General features: G+C 55.3%; 19 protein-coding genes. 11 read left to right on the top strand and 8 right to left on the bottom strand.

Annotation, left to right across the window (positions count from 1 at the left end):
• Nucleotides 1-35 precede the first annotated feature (35 nt).
• Nucleotides 36-863 carry a type I methionyl aminopeptidase gene (gene map / locus ACILP3_RS03625; protein WP_395615308.1) on the bottom strand — a complete coding sequence of 276 codons (828 nt, stop codon included), beginning with the start codon at nucleotides 861-863 and terminating at the stop codon, nucleotides 36-38.
• 62 nt (nucleotides 864-925) lie between these two features.
• Between map and ACILP3_RS03620 the strand changes: the two genes are divergently transcribed.
• Nucleotides 926-1,684 carry a competence/damage-inducible protein A gene (locus ACILP3_RS03620; RefSeq protein WP_395615307.1) on the top strand — a complete coding sequence of 253 codons (759 nt, stop codon included), beginning with the start codon at nucleotides 926-928 and terminating at the stop codon, nucleotides 1,682-1,684.
• 175 nt (nucleotides 1,685-1,859) lie between these two features.
• Nucleotides 1,860-4,733 carry a M16 family metallopeptidase gene (locus ACILP3_RS03615; RefSeq protein ID WP_395615306.1) on the top strand — a complete coding sequence of 958 codons (2,874 nt, stop codon included), beginning with the start codon at nucleotides 1,860-1,862 and terminating at the stop codon, nucleotides 4,731-4,733.
• A gap of 11 nt (nucleotides 4,734-4,744) precedes the next feature.
• Here the strand turns inward: ACILP3_RS03615 and hslU are convergent, their stop codons facing one another.
• Together hslU and hslV are read right to left on the bottom strand one after the other, a co-directional pair.
• Nucleotides 4,745-6,049: an ATP-dependent protease ATPase subunit HslU gene (gene hslU / locus ACILP3_RS03610; RefSeq protein WP_395615305.1), complete on the bottom strand. Its 1,305-nt coding sequence runs from the start codon at nucleotides 6,047-6,049 to the stop codon at nucleotides 4,745-4,747.
• Between the two features lie 72 nt (nucleotides 6,050-6,121).
• Nucleotides 6,122-6,688: an ATP-dependent protease subunit HslV gene (gene hslV / locus ACILP3_RS03605; protein WP_125230572.1), complete on the bottom strand. Its 567-nt coding sequence runs from the start codon at nucleotides 6,686-6,688 to the stop codon at nucleotides 6,122-6,124.
• 257 nt (nucleotides 6,689-6,945) lie between these two features.
• On the opposite strand from hslV, the gene ACILP3_RS03600 reads away from it, so the two are divergent.
• Both ACILP3_RS03600 and ACILP3_RS03595 read left to right on the top strand, forming a co-directional pair.
• Complete coding sequence (locus ACILP3_RS03600) at nucleotides 6,946-7,773, top strand: carbon-nitrogen hydrolase family protein (protein ID WP_395615304.1); 828 nt, start codon at nucleotides 6,946-6,948, stop codon at nucleotides 7,771-7,773.
• A 108-nt stretch (nucleotides 7,774-7,881) separates the two neighbouring features.
• A complete protein-coding gene (locus tag ACILP3_RS03595) occupies nucleotides 7,882-8,010 on the top strand; it encodes a hypothetical protein (protein ID WP_395615303.1) in 129 nt (42 codons plus the stop codon).
• Here ACILP3_RS03595 and ACILP3_RS03590 read toward each other — a convergent pair.
• The gene (locus ACILP3_RS03590) at nucleotides 8,007-9,557 is read right to left on the bottom strand and encodes a CpaF family protein (protein WP_395615340.1); all 1,551 of its coding nucleotides are present in this window, start codon (nucleotides 9,555-9,557) and stop codon (nucleotides 8,007-8,009) included. The two genes, ACILP3_RS03595 and ACILP3_RS03590, sit on opposite strands and share 4 nt — an antisense overlap.
• A gap of 165 nt (nucleotides 9,558-9,722) precedes the next feature.
• On the opposite strand from ACILP3_RS03590, the gene ACILP3_RS03585 reads away from it, so the two are divergent.
• Nucleotides 9,723-10,601, top strand: a complete 879-nt coding sequence (locus tag ACILP3_RS03585) for a DMT family transporter (RefSeq protein ID WP_395615302.1) — start codon at nucleotides 9,723-9,725, stop codon at nucleotides 10,599-10,601.
• 69 nt (nucleotides 10,602-10,670) lie between these two features.
• Nucleotides 10,671-13,487, top strand: a complete 2,817-nt coding sequence (polA, locus tag ACILP3_RS03580; RefSeq protein ID WP_395615301.1) for a DNA polymerase I — start codon at nucleotides 10,671-10,673, stop codon at nucleotides 13,485-13,487.
• Between the two features lie 21 nt (nucleotides 13,488-13,508).
• Here polA and ACILP3_RS03575 read toward each other — a convergent pair whose 3' ends face one another.
• Both ACILP3_RS03575 and ACILP3_RS03570 read right to left on the bottom strand, forming a co-directional pair.
• Complete coding sequence (locus tag ACILP3_RS03575) at nucleotides 13,509-13,763, bottom strand: DUF2171 domain-containing protein (RefSeq protein ID WP_395615300.1); 255 nt, start codon at nucleotides 13,761-13,763, stop codon at nucleotides 13,509-13,511.
• A gap of 379 nt (nucleotides 13,764-14,142) precedes the next feature.
• Nucleotides 14,143-15,036: a prephenate dehydratase gene (locus ACILP3_RS03570; protein WP_395615299.1), complete on the bottom strand. Its 894-nt coding sequence runs from the start codon at nucleotides 15,034-15,036 to the stop codon at nucleotides 14,143-14,145.
• A 146-nt stretch (nucleotides 15,037-15,182) separates the two neighbouring features.
• On the opposite strand from ACILP3_RS03570, the gene ACILP3_RS03565 reads away from it, so the two are divergent.
• Nucleotides 15,183-15,818, top strand: coding sequence for a c-type cytochrome (locus tag ACILP3_RS03565; RefSeq protein ID WP_395615298.1), 636 nt, complete (start codon nucleotides 15,183-15,185; stop codon nucleotides 15,816-15,818).
• A 10-nt stretch (nucleotides 15,819-15,828) separates the two neighbouring features.
• Here the strand turns inward: ACILP3_RS03565 and ACILP3_RS03560 are convergent, their stop codons facing one another.
• Both ACILP3_RS03560 and ACILP3_RS03555 read right to left on the bottom strand, forming a co-directional pair.
• Nucleotides 15,829-16,695 (bottom strand): LOG family protein, encoded by an 867-nt coding sequence (locus ACILP3_RS03560; protein WP_395615297.1) that lies wholly within the window; start codon nucleotides 16,693-16,695, stop codon nucleotides 15,829-15,831.
• Between the two features lie 39 nt (nucleotides 16,696-16,734).
• Entirely contained in the window at nucleotides 16,735-17,289 is a 555-nt protein-coding gene (locus ACILP3_RS03555) for an extensin family protein (RefSeq protein ID WP_395615296.1), read from the bottom strand.
• Between the two features lie 238 nt (nucleotides 17,290-17,527).
• On the opposite strand from ACILP3_RS03555, the gene ACILP3_RS03550 reads away from it, so the two are divergent.
• The 4 genes from ACILP3_RS03550 to serA all read left to right on the top strand — a co-directional run bounded on the left by ACILP3_RS03550 (nucleotide 17,528) and on the right by serA (nucleotide 21,360).
• The gene (locus ACILP3_RS03550) at nucleotides 17,528-18,100 is read left to right on the top strand and encodes a sulfite oxidase heme-binding subunit YedZ (RefSeq protein WP_395615295.1); all 573 of its coding nucleotides are present in this window, start codon (nucleotides 17,528-17,530) and stop codon (nucleotides 18,098-18,100) included.
• Between the two features lie 30 nt (nucleotides 18,101-18,130).
• Nucleotides 18,131-18,445, top strand: coding sequence for a PepSY domain-containing protein (locus ACILP3_RS03545; RefSeq protein WP_395615294.1), 315 nt, complete (start codon nucleotides 18,131-18,133; stop codon nucleotides 18,443-18,445).
• Nucleotides 18,446-18,548: 103 nt separating this feature from the next.
• Nucleotides 18,549-19,679 (top strand): phosphoserine transaminase, encoded by a 1,131-nt coding sequence (locus tag ACILP3_RS03540; protein ID WP_395615293.1) that lies wholly within the window; start codon nucleotides 18,549-18,551, stop codon nucleotides 19,677-19,679.
• A gap of 97 nt (nucleotides 19,680-19,776) precedes the next feature.
• The gene (serA, locus tag ACILP3_RS03535) at nucleotides 19,777-21,360 is read left to right on the top strand and encodes a phosphoglycerate dehydrogenase (protein ID WP_395615292.1); all 1,584 of its coding nucleotides are present in this window, start codon (nucleotides 19,777-19,779) and stop codon (nucleotides 21,358-21,360) included.
• The last annotated feature ends 3 nt before the right edge of the window (nucleotides 21,361-21,363 follow it).

The following is a 21,363-nucleotide window of genomic DNA, read 5'->3' as shown; positions in this document are numbered from 1 at the left end:
ACCAAGTTCAGCATGACGCTGTTTGGTAAAACCCCTCAATAAGGCGGCTGATCAAACCCCTTAGGGCTCTTGGTAAATATCTCGCAGCCATCTTCGGTGATGCCAATGCTATGTTCGAACTGCGCGCTTAAGGAGCGGTCCCGCGTAACCGCCGTCCAGCCATCATCAAGCACTTTGCCTGCGGCCTTGCCGATGTTGATCATCGGTTCAATCGTAAAGATCATGCCGGGGCGCAGCTCTGGCCCAGTGCCGGGGCGGCCGACATGGACGATTTCGGGGGCGTCGTGGAATAACTGCCCAAGGCCATGGCCGCAGAAATCGCGAACCACGCCATAACGATGCTTTTCGGCGTGGGTTTGAATGGCATGGCCAATGTCGCCAACATGGTTGCCGGGCTTTGCCGCTTCGATGCCGAGCATGAGGCATTCATAGGTTACATCGACCAAACGCTTGGCCTTAACCGGGACATCACCGACCAAGAACATGCGGCTGGTGTCGCCGTGCCAGCCGTCCAGTTGCGGCGTCACGTCAATGTTGACGATGTCGCCATCCTTTAATTTCTTGTCCGACGGAATACCGTGGCAAATCACATGGTTGATCGAGATGCAGCAGCTATGCGTATAGCCGCGATAGCCCAAGGTTGCTGGCACAGCGCCACCGCGCATTGTCATTGCGCGGACGATGTCATCCAATTCTTCCGTGCTGACACCCGGCACGACATGCGGCACTAAGGCATCGAGGATTTCGGCGGCAAGGCGGCCAGCCTTGCGCATGCCGTCAAAGCCCTCTGCCCCGTGCAATTTGATAGTCCCGTCGCGGGCCTGCATCGCCTCTTGGGGCGTCACGCGTACATATTGATCCATGCAAGCGTTATAAGGCAATAATCCGCACTTTGCGAGGGGGTGATTTATGCTATCGCGTCCCCATGACAGAATCTCGCATCTACACCGCAGCCCTTGTAATTATCGGCGATGAAATCCTTTCTGGCCGTACACAGGACAAAAATGTCAGCCAAATTGCCCTTTGGCTCAATATTCAAGGCATTCGCCTACGCGAGGTGCGCGTTGTCGCTGATGTTGAGGAATCGATTGTCGAGGCCGTGAACGCGCTGCGCGCGCGCAATGATTATTTGTTTACGACAGGCGGCATTGGCCCAACGCATGATGACATTACCGTTGATGCGATTGCGGCTGCTTTGGGGGTCGAGGTGGTTATCCATCCCGAAGCGAGCGCGGTCCTGCACGCATATTATGAAACGCGCGGCGGCATCAATCCGGGCCGTTTGCGAATGGCGCGCGTGCCCGAGGGCGCAGAACTTATCCCTAATAAAATGTCAGGCGCGCCGGGTATTCGCCATGGCAATATCTTCATCATGGCGGGCGTGCCGCATATCACCGCTGGCATGTTGGATGCGCTGACTGGCACGCTTGAGGGCGGCGCGCCGTTATTGTCCCAACAAATCGGCTGCTGGGTTGCCGAAAGCGAAGTGGCAAAGTTGCTGGGCGATACCGAAAAGCATCATGAAGGATGCCAAATCGGCAGCTATCCGTTTTTCCGTGAAGGCAAGGTCGGTGCAAACTTCGTTATCCGCACCACCGACGCGCATAAATTGGCGCAATGTGTCGAGGCGTTGCAACTTGGCCTGCGTGGTTTGGGTTATGATACCGTCGATGGTGGAATTTAAGCGGGATTGTCCGAAAAACCGCTCGTCATCCCGAACGTGTTTCGGGATAACATATCGACCTCTGTGCGTTATCCCGAAACAAGTTCGGGATGACGAGACAGTGATTGAAAAACATAGCCGCTTTTTTCCGAACGTTCATGTGCGGTCAAGCTGTAAGCCCGTTATGAGGAGTGTAATGCGCAACCTTTTACATGCTCTTGCTTTGGCAGCCTTACTGCTCTCGCCTTCGGTCTATGCGCAAACTGCGCCTGTTGCGGTAGCGACATCGAAGGCAGCGGCGCAACCATGGCTGTATGAAGGCAGCGACGTCCCTGTCGATGACACATGGACATTTGGGGTTCTGCCCAATGGTCTTCGTTATGCGGTCAAGAAAAACGATGTGCCAGCGGGGCAGGTTTCCATTCGTGTGCGGATTGACGCGGGCGCATTGCATGAAAATAATGACGAGCAAGGCTTTGCCCATCTCATCGAGCATTTGTCGTTTCGCGGATCAACCTTCGTTCCGGATGGGGAGGCCAAACGCATTTGGCAGCGGTTCGGCGTAACATTTGGCAGCGATAGCAATGCGCAAACAACGCCGACGCAGACCGTATACAAGCTTGATTTGCCCAATGCGACGGCGGAAAAGCTGGATGAATCGGTTAAAATCATTTCAGGCATGATCCGCAACCCACGAATTTCGCCAACCGCGTTGAATGCCGAGCGCGCGATTGTTCTGGCCGAATTGCGGGAGAATAGCGGCGCACAGATGATTTACAGCGATGCCCTGCGCCAACATGCGTTTCAGGGGCAGCGCCTTGCAAACCGATCCACCATTGGAACAGCAGAAACGTTGCAGGCGGCAGATGCCATCCGCCTCTCTGCCTTTCATGACCGTTGGTATCGGCCCGAAAACGCCGTTGTCGTTATGGCTGGCGATATGGAACCGGCCAAGCTTGCCAATCTGGTGCAGAAATATTTCAACGATTGGAAAGGCAAAGGCCAAAGCGCGCCGGAGCCAGATTTTGGCGACCCCAGCCCGCAAGGCACAGCTGCGCGTGTGTTGATTGAGCCGACATTGCCAACGACGGTCAGCCTTGCCTATCTGCGGCCCTGGCGCAAAGTGAACGACACGATACTCTATAATGAACAATTGCTTATCGATGCCTTGGCGATGCAAATCATTAACCGCAGGCTTGAGGTGCAGGCGCGCAATGGCGGCAATTATCTATTTGCACAGATCGCGCAGGAAGATATTTCGCGCACCGCCGATGCGACATTGGTTTCGCTGACACCCATTGGCGATCAATGGGAAGCGGCAACGCGTGATGTCCGCGCGATCATTGCCGATGCGGTTGCGACACCACCGTCGATTGCGGATATTGAGCGCGAAAAGACATTGTTCGGTAATGCGCTGCGCACGATGCTGGACAGCTATCCGTTCGAAGCCGCAGCCAAGCAGGCGGATGATATCGTCAGCGCAGTGGACATACGCGAAACAGTAGCGGCCCCGAAAACCGTCATTGCGGTGTATGAAGGGATGCAAGACAAGTTCACGCCCAAACGGCTTTTGGAGTCGACACAGAAGCTTTTTAGCGCCGATGTGATCCGGTTGATGGTCTCGTCGCCTACCACGATATCCGACGCGGATAATCGCGCTCTGGCGGTATTGAACGCATCGGTGGCCGCAAATACAACGGCGCGCCTGTCTGAAAATAATATTGGCTTTGCCGCGCTGCCCCAATTGGGCGCGCCGGGAAAGCTGGTGGCCGAGGAACTATTGTCGCGATGGGACCTCACGCGGCTGGAGCTATCCAATGGCGTGCGCGCATTGCTGTATCCCAATAAAGCCGAAAGCGGTCAGATTCGCATATTGGTCCGCTTTGGCCGTGGATATAAGGCCGTCAATCCGGACAAAGGCGGTCTATTGTGGGCAGGGCAATTGGTTCTGCCTGAAAATGGCATTGGCAATATCAAACGCACCGAAATTGATCAGATGGTCAATGGACGGCGCATTGAGCTCAATTTCTCGGTTGATGACGACGCTTTCCAATTTGGTGCAAATACGCGGCCAGATGATCTTGCCGACCAGCTTATTTTGATTGCGACCAAGATGGAGTTTCCCGGTTGGGATGCGGCGCCCGTTGAACGTGCCAAGGCGTTGGCTATGTCTGGCTATGCCAGTTTTGAAATGTCGGCGACGTCGGTGTTGCAACGTGATCTGGAATATCTGCTGCGGAATAAGGATGCGCGTTGGAAGGCGGCTACCCCATCAGAAGTGGCGAAAATTGATGCAGCGAAGTTTGAATCCTATTGGAAGCCTTTGATGGCGCAGGGCCCCATTGAGGTTCTGCTTTTCGGGGATTTTGAAAAGGCGGACGCAATCGCCGCATTGGAAAAAAGCTTCGGTGCGATGGCGCCGCGCGCGCCATTGCCGGTATCGGCAGCGGCCAGCGATGTGCGCTTCCCAGCGCCCACGGCTGCGCCTGTGCGCCTGATGCATCGCGGGGCCAGTGATCAATCAGCAGCAGTCATGGCGTGGCCAACGGGCGGGGGCATTCAAGGCATTACCGAGGGGCGTCAGCTGGAAACATTGGCGGCAATCTTCCGTGATCGCTTGTTTGAAAAATTCCGCGCTGAACAAGCCGCAAGCTACAGCCCCGACATGGCCGCCAACTGGCCGCTCGATTTTAACAGCGGCGGGTATTTGATGGCGTATACGCAAGTTAAGCCGGGGGATGTGGACCGTTTCTTCGCTTTTGCTGAAGCCGTTGCGGCGGACTTGATGGCTAATCCCGTGAGCGCCGACGAATTGAAGCGCGCGGTCGAGCCGACCAAGCAAGCCATTGAGCGCGCGGCGTCAGGCAACAGTTTTTGGCTGAATCAGCTAAAAGGGGCGACTTATGACCCCGAACGCTTTGCCGCATTGGGCAAGCTGTACAGCGACTATAATGATGTAACACCGGCCATTTTGCAGGCATTGGCTCAGCGCTATTTTGTCAAAGACAAGGCGTGGAAGCTTGTCGTTGCCCCGCAATCAGGTGACGGAGCAGTCACTACCGCGCGGTAACGCGGCCATGGTTACAAAACATATTTGGACAGGTCTGTGTCCTTGGCGATGCCCGAAAGCTGCTTGCTGACATAGGCCGCATCAATCTTCAACGTCTCGCCTTTGCGGTCCTCCGCGTCATAACTGATCTCTTCAAGCAGTTTTTCCATCACCGTCTGCAAGCGCCGCGCGCCGATATTTTCAACAGAAGAATTCACGTCCACCGCAATGCGCGCAATGGCATCAATGGCGTCATCGCTGAATTCCAATGTTACCTCTTCGGTCGCCAATAAGGCTTTATATTGCATCGGCAGGTTGGCGCGGGTTTCGGATAATATCCGGACAAAATCGGCATGCTCGAGCGCGCGCAATTCGACGCGGATGGGCAAGCGGCCCTGTAATTCGGGCAACATGTCGCTTGGCTTGGAAATGTGGAAAGCACCCGAGGCAATGAACAATACATGGTCGGTTTTCATCGGGCCATATTTGGTCGCGACCGTGGTCCCCTCAATCAACGGCAGCAGGTCGCGCTGAACACCCTCGCGACTGACCGATCCGCCGCCCCGCGTGTCCGACACCGCAATCTTGTCAATTTCGTCCAAGAACACAATGCCATTGGCCTCGGCATCGGCAAGCGCGACCCGGTTCACATCGTCTTGGTCCAAACGCTTTTCGGATTCTTCCTCGACCAATTTCTTCCACGCATCGGGGACTTTCATCTTGCGCCGTTTCAGATTGTCCTTGCCAAAGGCCTTGCCCATCATCTCGCCAAGATTGATCATCCCGACATTGCCACCCATGCCCGGTATTTCCATCGGCATTGTCGGACTGTCAGATACTTCGATTTCAATTTCGACGTCGTCCATATGCCGTTCGCGAATGCGCTGGCGGAATGCTTCGCGTGTCGCCTCGCTAGCCGTATCGCCAGCCAGCGTTTTCAGTATGCGCTCCATTGCGGCTGTTTCCGCCGCTTCGCGCACATGTTCGCGGCGGCGCTCTTTTTCCAAGCGGACCGCCTCTTCGGCCAAATCGCGGGCAATTTGTTCCACATCGCGGCCGACATAGCCGACTTCGGTGAATTTGGTGGCCTCCACCTTGATGAACGGGGCATCGGCCAGCTTGGCCAAGCGGCGGGAAATCTCCGTCTTGCCGCACCCTGTGGGGCCAATCATCAATATGTTTTTGGGCGTTACCTCATCGCGCAAATCCGCACCGAGCCGTTGGCGACGCCAGCGATTGCGCAGCGCCACCGCAACGGCCCGCTTTGCGTCCGCTTGGCCAATGATATGTTCGTCAAGTGCAGCCACAATGGCTTTTGGGGTCAGTGCGTTTTTCATTACGGCCTAAATGGGAAGTTGCGAACGGCGTTCAAGTGAAGAGGGCAAGCGAAGTGGGCAAGTAAAGCGCGCCTATTGGGCGCTATCCAATGTTTCGACCGTCAGATGGTCATTGGTATAGACGCAGATTTCGGCGGCTATTTTCATGGCATGTCGCGCCATTTTTTCGGCATCCGTTTCATAATCGGCCAAGGCGCGCGCGGCGGACAAAGCGTAATTTCCACCGGAGCCAATCGCCGCAATGCCGTCATTGGGTTCAAGCACATCGCCATTGCCCGTCAGGATCAGGGTCACATCCTTGTCCGCCACAATCATCATTGCTTCCAAATTGCGCAGATATTTGTCGGTCCGCCAATCCTTGGCCAATTCGACCGCCGCGCGCATCAATTGTCCGCGATGCTGTTCAAGCTTGCGCTCGAGCCGTTCGAAAAGGGTGAAGGCATCGGCAGTTGCCCCTGCAAACCCGCCGATGACGGAGCCATCATGCAATTGCCGCACCTTCTTGGCGTTTGGCTTCATCACCGTCTGGCCCATCGACACCTGGCCATCGCCAGCGATCACCACTTTGCCATTTTTGCGGACAGATAATATTGTGGTGCCATACCATGTCACCGGATTTGCGTGCGATTGTGTTTCCATGACTCGGAATATGGGAAACATCCGCCCAAAGCGCAAGTGAGCGCTTATGTCCCCTGAATATCGGTTAACCGCCTGTCACCAGAATGTTGAGCTTCTTTGTCATCTCGTTTGTCCCATATCCCTGCCTTTGTTGGGCAGCTTGGCTTTATCAATGAATATCGCAGCGTTGCATATTTCTTGCAATGTTGCTTGCCCAGTGAAATGATTGGCCGACAGCGACAACATTTTCGATTTAGATATCATTTATTAGGTTTTTCATGCGGATAGCTTTGCATCAGATGACAAGTTCTATTGATCCGATGCGTAATGCTTCGGACATGGCCGATGCGATTGCCAGAGCCGCCGAAAATGGGTCGGCCATGTACTTTGCGCCAGAAATGTCGATTTTGCTCGACCGTGATCGTGCGCGCGCGCGCCAATATATGGCAGATGAAGCACATAATGCGGCCCTGCAAAGCCTGATCGCGGCGGCCGCCCGACATCGGATTTGGGTCCATATCGGTTCCATGCCTATTTTGGACGAGGGCGCGGAGAAGTTAGCCAATCGTAGCATAATCATCTCTCCAGACGGCGTAATTGCGGCGCGTTATGACAAAATGCATTTGTTCGATGTTGATCTGGCGTCGGGTGAAACTTGGCGTGAGTCAGCCGCTTATATCGGCGGAGAACATCCCGTGATGGTTCAAACGCCCCTTGGCCTGATGGGGCTGGCGATTTGCTATGATATGCGCTTTCCTGATCTGTTCAGCGCTTATGCCAAATCGGGCGTTGATATCCTTGCGCTACCGTCTGCCTTCACTGTCCCCACGGGTGAGGCGCATTGGCATATATTATTGCGCGCACGGGCCATTGAAAGCGCGGCATTTGTCATCGCGGCGGCGCAATGCGGTGTGCATGAAGATGGCCGCCAAACTTATGGGCATTCGCTTGTCATCGACCCTTGGGGCACGATATTGCTCGATATGGGCAGCGCAGCCGGCTTGGCGTGGGTTGATCTGGATCTCGACAGCACGATGCGGGTGCGAAAGCAAATTCCCGTGCGCGCAAACCGGCGAAACATTTCTTCGCCCTTCATAGCCGGATAAATCCGCGTTAAGGGCGACCCAATGGAATGGTTTGAACAACTTAGGTGGCAAGATCATCTGTGGATGATTTCATCCGTGATATTTGCTTCAGTGGTGCTAGTCAGCAGCTTGGCTGATCGCCGCCGTCATAATCGGATGAATATCGAAGATGTGGGGTTCATGCCATGGACGGCCATTACCGTGTTTTCGGTTCTGGCAATGGTGCTGTCTGTGGCACTGGCCATTAAGGGCCTTTAACCTAAGCAGGCTTCCAAAAACGGTTGGTCAAAGCCAAATTGCCGCGCCTTTTCGAGCGTATAGGGGCGAACGCCGCCTGCAACCCATTCGCCATGGATTTTGCCGTCGGCGTCTTCATCCCGATACTCGAACTTGAAAAGGTCTTGCGTGATGATGATGTCGCCTTCCATTCCGATGACTTCGGTTATCTGCGTGGTCCGGCGCGAACCGTCGCGTAGACGTTTGACCTGCACGATTAAGTCCACAGATTCGGCGATTTGGCGCGAAATGGCTTCTTTGGGGATTTTGATATCACCCATGAGGATCATGTTTTCCATACGTCCAAGGCACTCGCGCGGGTTGTTGGCGTGAAGCGTGCACATGGAGCCGTCATGGCCCGTGTTCATCGCAGCGAGCAGATCGAAGCATTCCGCACCCCGAATTTCGCCCAAGATAATCCGGTCAGGGCGCATACGCAGGGCGTTTTTCACAAGGTCACCGATGGTGATTGCACCATCGCCTTCAAGATTTGGCGGGCGGGTTTCCAGTGGCAACCAATGTGGCTGCTGAAGCCGCAGTTCTGCGGCGTCTTCAATCGTCAAAACGCGTTCGCCCGGGTCAATCATCTTTGACAAGGCGTTAAGCATCGTGGTTTTACCGGAACCGGTACCGCCCGAAATGACAATGTTCATCCGGCTTGCGCCTGCGATTTTCAATGCCGTGGCCATGGCCTCGCTCATCGAACCAAATCCTTTGAGCATATCAATGGTGATCGGCTTTTCGGAGAATTTACGGATCGAGATTGCGGTACCGCGCAAGGACAAAGGCGGCACGATAACGTTTACGCGGCTACCGTCTTTTAAGCGGGCATCGGCCAGCGGCGTAGTCTGGTCTACGCGGCGGCCGACTTGGTTCACGATTCGCTGGGCGATTTGAAACAGATGTTCCTCATCGCGAAACTGGATTGGTGCAATCTGCAGCTTGCCATTTTTCTCAATATAGGTCTGCAGGGGGCCATTGACCATGATATCGGTGATGTCCGGATCGCTTAGCAATTCTTCAAGCGGGCCAAAGCCAAGCAATTCGTCGATGAGGACCTTTTCCAGCGCAAATTGTTCGCGCCGATTAAGCGTCAGTTTGAGTTCAGCCAGCACCTCCAAGATGATTGGGCGAAACTCTTCTGTCAGTTCTTCTTTGTTGAGTGATGCCGCTGCTTCGGGGTCAACGCGCTCAAGCAAGCGGGGCAGCACTTGTTCCTTGATCTTATGCACCGAAGCTTCAAAACCCTGCGGACCTTCATCCACCGGGGCGGCGTTGTTTGCGCGGTCGGAGAGGCGCGTCATCGCCTCTTCCATGGCGGTTTGCGGAACGCGCCCATCAACGGGCAGCGCGACATCTTCCAGAGATGGGAATTGCGCGCCGCCATCGGCTGACCCCAGATAATCGGCCTGCGGTTGTAAGCTGGCAGATTGCTGTGCCACTGGCAAAACACCGCCGTTCATAGGGCGGGCGACGCCGAATGATGGACGTCCTGCCGTTAAGCCTGATTTTTTCCCAAATGCGATCACGCTGTGCTGCTCCAGTGAACCAGTGTTGTTGATGATGCGTGCTAAACAAAAATGGTGAACAAATTGGTAATGCATGCCGTGACCTTTATGCTTGGCTCAAACGGTGCGCTGCTTTCTATTCTTCGCAAAGCCGATTAAGGCAGCGTAGCTTTTAGGGAAATGTACGTGACATCATCCTCGGCTCGGTCGGGCCTTTTATACGCGCTGTGTGGCTTTGCCCTTTTGTCGATGGGCGACGCGGTCATCAAATCTATCGCAGGGGCTTGGCCGGGTACCGCTGTCGCGGCGCTACGTTATGCGATTGGTGCGATTGGGCTTGGCACTTTGCTGTTCCTGAAAGAAGGGCGGCAGGGTTTTGCGTTGCCCATGCCCAAAGTGCAATTGTTGCGGGGATTTTCCGTGGCGTTGGCGACGATCTGCTTCTTTTCCTCCATATTTCTGATGCCTTTGGCGGACGCGACCGCCATCGGGTTCACCAGCCCCATGATAACCGCGGTTTTCAGCGCCATTTTCTTGCATGAACGCGCCCATGCGACCAAATGGGTGGCCATATTGCTTGCCTTTGGCGGCGTGCTGCTGATCATGCGACCCAATGTTGCCGAACTTGGCTGGGTGGCGCTGCTGCCGCTGGCGGCTGCAATCAGCATGGCATTCATGATGATCGGCAACCGCGCCGTGGCGGGGGCAGGGTCGCCCTTGCTGATGCAGTTTTTGGTGGCGTCGATCGCCGTGCCTTTCATCCTGAGCGCGGCCTTTATTGGTCATTTTTCGGGTGTTGAGGCGCTTGTGATCGGGGTGCCGGATTGGACGGTCATTGCCCGCTGCACGTTGGTTGCCGTCACCGCCAGCTTTGCGCATTGGTTGATTTTCATGGCAACGACGCGCGCGTCTGCCGCAGAAATCGCACCCATGACATATGTTCAGCTTTTGATAGCCGTTGGGTTGGGGATAATATTATTTGGCGATTGGCCTGACCTCATGTCCCTTGCAGGGGCGGGCATCATCATCGCAAGCGGGCTCATCTTGTGGCGCGGGTCGCGTTAAAATTTTGCGCAATGCCAAAGCGGCAAATTAGCAAAAGACTTGGCCAAAACGGCCTGCTATCGCAACGTCATGTCTGACCAAAAGCATCTCTACCTCGTTGACGGCTCCGCCTATATTTTCCGTGCCTATCACCGGCTGCCACCGCTGACCAATAAGCATGGGGAGCCGGTGGGCGCCGTCTATGGCTATACGACGATGTTGTGGAAGCTGGCGGATGATTTGAACCAAGCCGATGGCCCGACGCATATGGCGGTGGTGTTGGACAAATCCAGCCAGACATTCCGCAACCGGATTTATGACCAATATAAGGCGCATCGCCCCGACCCGCCCGAAGACCTCAAGCCCCAATTTCCGATGATCCGCGACGCGACGCGCGCATTTTCCCTGCCATTGATTGAGGAAGATGATGTCGAAGCCGACGACATGATCGCAAGCTATGCCAAAGCGGCCTGCGCGGCGGGTTGGCATGTCACGATTGTCAGCAGCGACAAGGACCTGATGCAGCTTGTCGAGCCGAACATTGACATGTTCGACACGATGAAAAACGAACGCATTCGTTCAGAGGAAGTGTTCGAGAAATTCGGCGTTGGTCCGGACAAGGTCGGCGATGTGCTCGCATTGATGGGCGATAGCGTGGATAATGTCCCCGGCGTCCCTGGCGTTGGACCAAAGACCGCGACCAAGCTGATCCAGGAATTTGGCGACCTTGAAAGCGTATTGGCGGCAGCACCCGATATGAAGCCATCCAAAATGCGCGACAATTTAATCGAGCATGCGGACAAGGCCCGATTGTCCAAGGTTTTGGTGACGTTAAAGGAAGATTGCCCGTTGCCGATTGCAATGGAGGATATGGTTCTGGGTGCTATCCCCGAAGAACCTTTGACAGAGTTTTTGCAGCATCACGGGTTTAATTCGCTGTTGAAACGTATTGGGCATGTCGCAGATATAGCGGCGGCCAATAAGGCGATTGCAGGCAACCCCAAGGCGATGAACGCAGGCGATGGCGCGGAACGCGCGCCGGTGACAGGGGCATCCGCCGTCCCTGCGCCCATGCCGAAAATTGATACATCCAGTTATGAATGCGTCACCGATATCGCACGGCTGGACCATTGGATTGCCCGCGCGCGCGAAACTGGCACTTTGGGCTTTGACACCGAAACCGATAGCTTGCAGGCCGCAAGTGCCAACCTTGTGGGCTTCAGCCTTGCGGTTGCGCCGGGTGAGGCATGCTATGTCCCGCTGGCGCATGGCGGCACGGATATGTTCGCCGAACGGCCGACGCAAATTCCAATGGAAGCCGCGCTTGCGAAGTTACGCCCGCTGCTTTGCGACCCAATAGTCCTCAAAATCGGGCAAAATTTGAAATATGACATGTCGGTGCTGGCGCGGCATAATGTCCTGATTTCGCCCTATGACGACACTATGGTGATGAGCTTTGCACTGGACGCCGGACGACAGGCGCATGGCATGGATGAGCTTTCCAAGACGCATCTGGGCCATGAATGCATATCGTATAAAAGCGTGACGGGCACGGGCAAAAGCCAGATTGGTTTTGCCGCCGTGCCATTGTCCGACGCGACGCGCTATGCGGCGGAGGACGCCGATGTGACGCTGCGCTTGTGGCACCATCTCAAATTGCGGCTGAGCCCCGAAAAAGCGACCAGCGTTTATGAACTGGTTGACCGTCCTTTGGTGCCTATATTGTCCAAAATGGAATGCTTGGGCATCAAGGTTGACCGCGCCGCTTTGGCGCGGCTTTCGTCCGAATTCGCCGTGCAAATGGAATTGCTTGAAAAGGAAATTCACGGCCTTGCAGGGCAAATCTTCACCATTGGCAGTCCGCAGCAATTGGGCGAAATCCTGTTTGGCAAAATGGGCTATAAGGGCGGGAAAAAAGGCAAGTCTGGGCAATATTCCACCGACGTAACTGTGTTGGAGGACCTTGCCGGCCAAGGCATAGAGATCGCGCGCAAAGTGCTCGACTGGCGGCAATTGGCGAAGCTGAAATCGACCTATACCGACAGCCTGCAGCAACAGATTGATCCCAAAACCGACCGCGTGCACACAAGTTACAGCCTTGTTGGCGCGCAGACCGGGCGCTTGTCATCGACCGACCCCAATTTGCAGAATATCCCGATCCGCACCGAAACGGGGCGTCAGATCAGGGACGCATTTATCGCAGAAGCGGGCAACGTCATTTTGTCTGCCGACTATAGCCAGATTGAACTGCGCTTGGCGGCGCATTTTGCCGATGTCGAACCCTTGCGTGACGCCTTTGAAAAAGGTGAGGATATTCACGCCCGCACCGCGCTTGAGCTGTTTGGCGAAGTCAACCGCGACACAAGAGGGCGCGCCAAGACGATTAATTTCTCGATCCTTTATGGCATTTCGCGCTGGGGCCTTTCAAAGCGTCTGGAGTCCTCCCCCGAAGAGGCACAGGCGCTGATCGACGCGTATTTCAAACGTTTTCCCGGCATATCCAATTATATTCAGGAAACGATGGCAACCGTGCGGGAATGCGGTCATTCGACCACGCTTTTTGGCCGCAAAACATGGTTCCCGCGCATCACGTCGCCCAATCAAGCCGAACGGCAGGGCAGCGAACGCGCCGCAATCAACGCGCCAATCCAAGGCACAAGCGCCGACATCATTAAGCGCGCAATGGTGCGCATGGGGCCAGCGTTGGAAGCCGCTGGGTTGGGGCATGTCAAAATGCTGCTTCAGGTGCATGACGAACTGGTGTTTGAATTGCCGCAAGCCGACGTCGCCGCCGCCAGCGACATCATCCGCAACGTCATGGCCAATGCAGCGCAGCCGCTGGTGAAGCTTTCGGTGCCGTTGGGCATAGAAATCGGTACTGGGCCAAGCTGGGGGGCGGCGCACTAAGGCACCGCCGCCGCGCTGTGCCTAGCTTTTGGCGTCTTCTTCTTGTTCAAAGGTGACGGCAACGTCACCATTGGCCGACAGGCGGACGGTATTGTCGTGGACCGTGGCGACCAGCCCGCCATCAATATAATGATGATGCCCTTCATGGCCGCCTTGCCCAGAATCTGTCTTGGTCAGCTTGATGCGGTTGCCCTCAACGCCGTCAACGGTGCCAACATGCACCCCGTCAGCGCCGATAACTTCTGCATGTTCTTTAATCTGCGATAGGTCGGCCATAATATGTTCCTTAGTTTGGGGATTGGCTAACGCCCGAAACCCGTTCTGGGTCCAATTGGGCGACGTTGCGCAAGATAACGCCCTCCTGCAAGCGAGCGGGAGCGTTGAGACCATAGCAAACGCTGCTCCCGCAGACGGGAAAGGGCGTTGAGACCAAACAAACTCCCCTCCCGCAGGCGGGAGGGGAACTAAGTCGGCTCCAGACCAACTGTTATGATGGTAACTACTGCGTCATCCCCTTAACCAACCTGTTCAGCAAAAAACACCGTCGCACCAGCGCAGGCTGGTGCCTATGACGTGTCTATGGCTAGATCGACAGGGACGACGGGAAAGCTGCTGGGCGGGGACAGGCCTTGAAGCCATTCCCGCCGATACAGCCTCAACCTCGCTCGCGGGTTTGCCTATAGGTTCCGAGCAAGCGGACCGAGTTGCAGTGGAAGCGCAGCTCTTCCAATGCGCGGTCTACGGCTGGGTCGCCCGGTGCACCTTCGATATCGGTGAAAAACTCGGTCGCGGCAAAGCTTGCGCCGTTTTGATAGCTTTCCAGCTTCGTCATGTTGACGCCGTTGGTCGCAAAGCCGCCCATCGCCTTGTACAAAGCGGCGGGAATGTTCTTCACCTCAAAAATCAGCGTGGTCATTAACGTGCCCGTGAGGCTGCTGCGCTCGGCAGGCGTGCGTGAAAGGACGACGAAGCGGGTGGTGTTGCTGTCATCGTCTTGCACAGCATCATTAATGGCGACGAGGCCATAAAGATCTGCGGCAATCGGCGGCGCAATGGCCGCAGCCGACGGGTCGTCATTGGCCGCGACAAATGCCGCTGCCGCCGCGGTATCCGCATAGGCCACAGGGATAATGCCATTGGCGCGTAAAAAATGTCGGCATTGGCCAAGTGCTTGCGGATGGCTCATCGCGGTTTTGAGCACAGCATCTGCTGATTTGGCCATGAGGCAATGGCGGATCGACATAAAATGCTCAGATATGATGCTCAGACCCGATTCTGGTAGCAGAAAGTGGATGTCGGCAACGCGGCCATGCAGCGAATTTTCAATGGGGATAATCGCGCACGCGGCCGTTCCGTCCTGGACCGCATCAATGGCGTCTTCGAACGAAAAACAGGGCAGGGGCAAGCAGTCTGCGTCATATTCCAATGCCGCCAAATGCGAGTTTGCGCCAGGCGCGCCTTGAAAGGCAATCGCTTTGGCCGGATGTTGATGTGCAGCAAGCGTCATGTCTTTGACGATTGCCAGTGCGGGGGCGGGATAACTGTTCATGCTGGGAAGGCGTTAGGATAGGCAGACTTATCGGGCAAGGGTGGATTTGGACACTTGCACGGCGTAGCACTCGCGATTAGAGGGGCGAGTGAAACCGGCCGTCATTCTGCGCCGGTGTTTTAACGCACTTTCAAGGCTGATAAACAATGGATGATCGTAGTAACACAATTGCTGGCTGGGTTTTGGCAGGCGGCGTCGTCGCGCTTGGACTAAGCATCGTCACAGGCATGTATTTCAAAGGGAAGGCGCCTGAGAAAGAGGGCTATGCCGTTGCTGTTGAAGATGTTGCGGGTGCGGGTGCTGCCGCTGCTGTGCCGATTGCAACGTTGCTCGCGACCGCAGACATTGCCAAGGGCGAAGCAGCGTTCAAAAAATGCGCGGCTTGCCACACTATTGCGCCAGGCGGCGCAAATGGCATTGGCCCGAATCTCTGGGCATCCATGGGTAAGGCACATGGCCATGTCGCTGGCTTTGCCTATTCCGACGCGTTGAAAAGCATTCCGGGTAACTGGGATTGGGAAGGCATGGACAAATGGCTGGCCAACCCTAAAAAATATGCGCCAGGTACTAAGATGACCTTCGCTGGTCTGAGCAATCCCGAAGAACGCGCGAACCTGATTTTATATATGAACGCGCAAGGTTCAAACTTGCCATTGCCAACACCCCCTGCGGCGGAAGCGCCTGCTGCTGATGCAGCAGCCCCTGCCGCTGCGGGTGACGCTGCTGCCGCGCCAGCAACGGATGCCGCAGCACCAGCGGCCGCCGCAGCGCCAGCGACGTAATCGGGTTATATCAATGTGACACTTCGTAGAAATCGCAGATGGCATCCCATGCCTCTTCTGCGGTCTCTACGAACTGGAATAAATCCAGATCACGCGGGCTGATAACGCCCTCGAGCATAAGTTCCTCAAAATTCACCACGCGGTTCCAAAATTCACGCCCGAACAACAGGATTGGCATCTTCTTAATCTTGCCAGTTTGAACCAGCGTCAGCAGCTCAAAAAACTCATCGAACGTGCCAAAGCCGCCGGGGAACACCGCAACGGCGCGCGCGCGCAGCAGAAAGTGCATTTTGCGCAAAGCGAAATAATGAAATTGGAAACTTAATCGGGGTGTCACGAACAGGTTCGGCGCTTGTTCATGCGGCAGCACGATATTTAGGCCAACCGATTCTGCGCCAACATCATGCGCACCGCGATTGGCGGCTTCCATGATTGATGGACCACCGCCGGAACATACCACAAAGTGGCGACGGCCTTCTTCATCGGTCACATTGGCTTTTCCGGCCAATTGCGCCAAATGCCGTGCTTCTTCGTAAAAACGGGATTTTTCTTTCATCCGCTCGGCGATGATCTTGGCGCGCTCACCGTCGGCAGCGGCGATCATCGCGTCCGCAGCCTCAGGCTCGGGAATACGCGCCGAACCGTAGATGACCAGCATGGAACCGATATTCGCCTCATCGAGCAACATTTCGGTTTTGAGCAGTTCGAGCTGAAAACGCACAGGGCGCAGATCTTCGCGAAGGAGGAAGTCCGTATCCTGAAAAGCCAGTCGATAGGACTTGCTTTGTGTTTGCGGTGTGGAGAGTTGCTGTTCGGCAAAATCCGCTTCTTGTTGAGCTTTATAAAAGCGGCGATCGTTAATTTTTGTGTCTGTCATTACCCTGCATGTAGGGTGCATCCATCTCTTTTGCCACCTTTATCGGCAATAAGCGGTGCCGTTGCGCATCGATTTGGCCATGTCGAAGTGGAAATGATTTGCATGCGCGGCGTTATATTCGGGGCCAAGAACGGTGCCAAAGCGTTTGCAGGCAGATTGATGCAAGCGGCGCAAAAATGCCCGTTCTTTGGGTGATCCGCGCCAACCGTTCAGCACCGAGACGCGCCGTCCATCGCGCAGGACAAAGGCGGATACGTCAACGGCATTCGCAAATGCATGTTCGGACAATCTGCCGGACCGACTGCCATTAACAGCGCGGCAGTTGAATGTGCCCATGGTTTCAATCTTCACAACCTCGCTGCCCAGATATTGCTTGGCCGCAGGCACCACGGCATAGCGCGTCCAATCGGCGAAGTTTGACGCAAGCGGGCAGGTCATTGCCCCCAAATTTGTTGTCGCCATGCCAAAATCCATGACCTTGATGGTGTCGATCATTCGGCATCCGCCGTTGAAACTTTTATTAGGCAGTCCAGAAAAGCGCACCGATTTGGACTTGAGGTCAGCCAAGCATTGGCGGGCATTTTGTGACGTCATATTGTCGCTGGATCGCGGCGATTGCAGTTTTTCCCGTCCGCCGCACGACGCCAGCGCAAGCACGCCAATGATTAGCAGAAATCTTTGACACAAACGCAACGACATGATGGCGTCTTAACGCAAAAATGAGACAGCGCAGCCAAAAAATGAAGTGAAGCTGCCCGCACGGCACGCAAAGGACAGTCGCTGACATAATTTGCGCGTTGCATAGCGTGCGACAGGCGATTAACGCGGACGCATGTTGCGAATCATTCTTAATAAGAAGCCGGCATTCTGGGCGCTTTTGTGCTTGCCTGCTGTGTTAATGATGCGCCCTTATGTTTTCGGCGATCTCATCGCGATGGATATGCTGCATCCAACGGGTGAATGGTCGGCACGCTTCATGATTGCTGCGATGGTGCTTAGCCCCTTATTGTCGCTGATTGGGCCAAGGCCTTGGTTGAGCTGGCTCATTCAGCGCCGCCGGGCATTGGGCGTTGCGGCCTTTGGTTATGCGGTTTTGCATCTGGTTTTCTATATCATCGATATGGGGAATCTAGATGATATTCTCGCCGAATTCTTGGCGCTGGGTATTTGGACCGGTTGGGCTGCGATGCTGTTGTTTGTACCCTTGGGCTTGACCAGCAACGATGCGTCGATGCGCGCGCTCAAGGCGGGTTGGAAGCGTCTTCAACGCCTTGTATATCCTGCTGCTGTGCTCGTTCTTGTCCATTGGATATTCATCCACAATAATTTAGGACCAGCGCTCGTACACTTTATTCCACTCGTGCTGCTCGTTGCGGCACGATATTTCCGCCCGATTAGGGTCTGACCCTACACCTATTTTTAAAGGAGCATGAATATGCGTTTATGGACACCTCTTTCACTCGCCGCTGTGGCCGCTATTGCCTTTGCATCGGTCCCTGCATCGGCAACCGGCGCAATCACCTGCAAATCAGGTCCCGTATCCGGATGGAAAAGTCAAAAGGCGCTGACCGACAAGCTGACCAAAGATGGCTGGACGGTGCGTAAGTCGAAAGTCGATGGCGGCTGCTATGAAGTATATGGCACGACCCCTGAAGGCGACCGTGTGGAAGCCTATTTTCACCCTGTAACCTTAGAAAAACTATATGTTAACCGCCGTGGCGAAGTTTTGTTTCGCAAGGCGGGTTATTAATAGCTTTTTGTAATAGTCGTTGACAAAGCCGGGGCCGCGCCTAAACGCGGCTTCGGGCCACGCGGTCCCAACGCCGCGCTGCTCTCTGCAAGGAGACGCTTACATGACTATAGTAAAACCCGCCGTTAAACCGGCGCGTCCGTTCTTTTCCTCCGGCCCCTGTGCGAAACCGCCAGGCTGGAGCCCCGAAAAACTTCAAACCGAATCGCTTGGCCGTTCGCATCGTGCGAAAATTGGCAAGTCACGCCTGCAACTTGCCATCGACCTGATGCGCGAAGTGCTGCAGGTACCCGATACGCATCGTATTGGCATTGTCCCGGGTTCCGACACGGGCGCGATTGAAATGGCGATGTGGACCATGCTGGGCGCGCGCCCCGTCACGATGATGGCGTGGGAAAGCTTTGGCGAAGGCTGGGTCACCGATGTGAACAAGCAATTGAAGCTGAACGCCCATGTCATGAACGCGCCTTATGGCGAAATTCCGGATTTAAGCGCGGTCGACTTCACCCATGATGTCGTCTTTACATGGAATGGCACGACGTCTGGCGCGCGCGTTCCCAATGGCGACTGGATAGCCGATGACCGTGAAGGCCTGACCTTCAACGATGCTACCTCGGCGGTATTTGCCTATGACATGCCTTGGGATAAGCTCGATGTAACAACTTTTAGTTGGCAGAAAGTGCTAGGCGGCGAAGGCGCACATGGCGTGCTCATTCTCGGCCCCCGCGCTGTCGAGCGGTTGGAAAGCTACACGCCATCATGGCCGCTGCCCAAAATCTTCCGTTTGATGTCCAAAGGTGCGCTCGCCGAAGGTATCTTCAAAGGTGAGACGATCAACACACCGTCGATGCTCGCTGTCGAGGATGTGATTTTTGCTCTGGAATGGGCGCAGACCCTTGGCGGATTGCAGGGCCTGATGGCGCGCAGCAACGCCAATGCTGCGGCGCTGGACGATATTGTAGCGGCAAGTGACTTTCTTGGTTTCCTCGCCGCTGACCCCGCCATCCGCTCGAAAACATCGGTCTGTTTGACTGTCAAAGGTGCGGACGAAGCGATGATCAAGAAAATGGCATCTTTGCTTGAGGCAGAGGATGCGGCCTATGACATCGCCGGATATCGTGACGCCCCGCCGGGCCTGCGCATCTGGTGCGGCGCGACCGTTGAAACCGCCGATATTCAAGCGCTCGGGCGTTGGCTCGATTGGGCGTATCACAGCGCAAATTCTCAATCCTAAACGGCCGTCCTGAACTTGTTTCAGGACCTTAGCTTCGACCGTGAAATTACGATGCTGAAACACATTCAGCATGACGATATTTGAAATGGAACTCCACATGACCAAACCACGCGTACTCATCTCCGACAAAATGGATCCAAACGCCGCTAAGATTTTCACTGAACGCGGCTGCGACGTTGATGTCATCACCGACAAAACGCCCGACGAACTTGCCGCGATCATCGGCGATTATGACGGCTTGGCGATCCGTTCGTCGACGAAGGTCACGAAACAAATATTGGACGCCGCTACAAACCTGAAGGTTATTGGCCGCGCGGGCATCGGCGTCGACAATGTCGATATCCCTTATGCGTCGGCCAAGGGTGTTGTTGTCATGAACACGCCTTTTGGTAACTCGATTACGACCGCCGAACACGCCATTGCCTTGATGTTCGCGCTCGCGCGGCAATTGCCAGAGGCGAATGCGCAGACGCAAGCTGGTCACTGGCCGAAAAATGATTTCATGGGTATCGAAGTTACCGGCAAGACGCTGGGCTTAATCGGCGCTGGCAATATCGGATCGATTGTCGCAAGCCGCGCGCTGGGATTGCGGATGAAGGTCGTGGCTTTTGACCCGTTCCTCACCGCCGATCGCGCGATTGAAATGGGCATTGAAAAGGCCGACCTTGATACCTTGCTTGCCAAGGCAGACTTCATCACCTTGCACACGCCGTTGACGGACCAAACGCGCAACATATTGTCGCGGGAAAATCTGGCCAAGACAAAGAAAGGCGTGCGCATCATTAACTGCGCACGTGGCGGTTTGATTGATGAAGCTGCGCTGAAAGAGGCATTGGACAGCGGCCAAGTCGGCGGCGCAGCTTTGGACGTTTTTGTGACCGAACCGGCAAAGGAATCGCCCTTGTTCGGTACGCCAAATTTCATCTGCACCCCGCATTTGGGTGCATCGACCAATGAGGCGCAGGTCAATGTTGCGCTTCAGGTGGCCGAACAAATGGCGGATTATCTGGTCAATGGCGGCGTCACCAATGCGCTGAACATGCCAAGCCTCTCGGCCGAAGAAGCGCCGAAGTTGAAGCCATATACGACCCTTGCACTCAAATTGGGTTCGCTGGTTGGCCAATTGGCGCATGACAATCTCGACAATATCGCGATTGAGGTTGAAGGCGCTGCGGCGGAGCTGAATATCAAGCCGATTACGGCGGCTGTGCTGTCCGGTTTCATGCGGCGTTTTTCCGACGCGGTGAACATGGTCAACGCGCCGTTTTTGGCAAAAGAGCGCGGTTTTGACATTCGCGAAGTCCGTCATGACAAGGCAGGTGCCTACCACACATTGGTCCGCGTCACCGTCAATACCGCCCAAGGCCCACGTTCGGTTGCAGGCACCTTGTTTGCCAATAGCGAAGCGCGGCTTGTGGAGATTTTCGGCATCAGCCTTGAGGCGGAGCTGGAAGGTAACATGCTCTACATCGTCAACGAAGATGCGCCGGGCTTTATTGGCCGTGTTGGCACGACCTTAGGTGCGGCTGGATTGAACATTGGCACATTCCATCTGGGCCGTCGCAGCGCGGGCGGCGAAGCCGTTTTGCTACTGTCGATGGATGCGGCGATTCCGGAAGCGGTCCTCAAACAGCTGGGTACGCTTCCCGGCGTAAAAACTGTGAAGGCGCTTAAGTTTTAGGTC

The organism is Sphingorhabdus sp. (assembly GCF_044239665.1).
GTDB lineage: Bacteria > Pseudomonadota > Alphaproteobacteria > Sphingomonadales > Sphingomonadaceae > Sphingorhabdus_B.
Note: the sequence above shows the minus strand (reverse complement) of the source record. Positions and strands in the feature narration are given on the sequence as shown.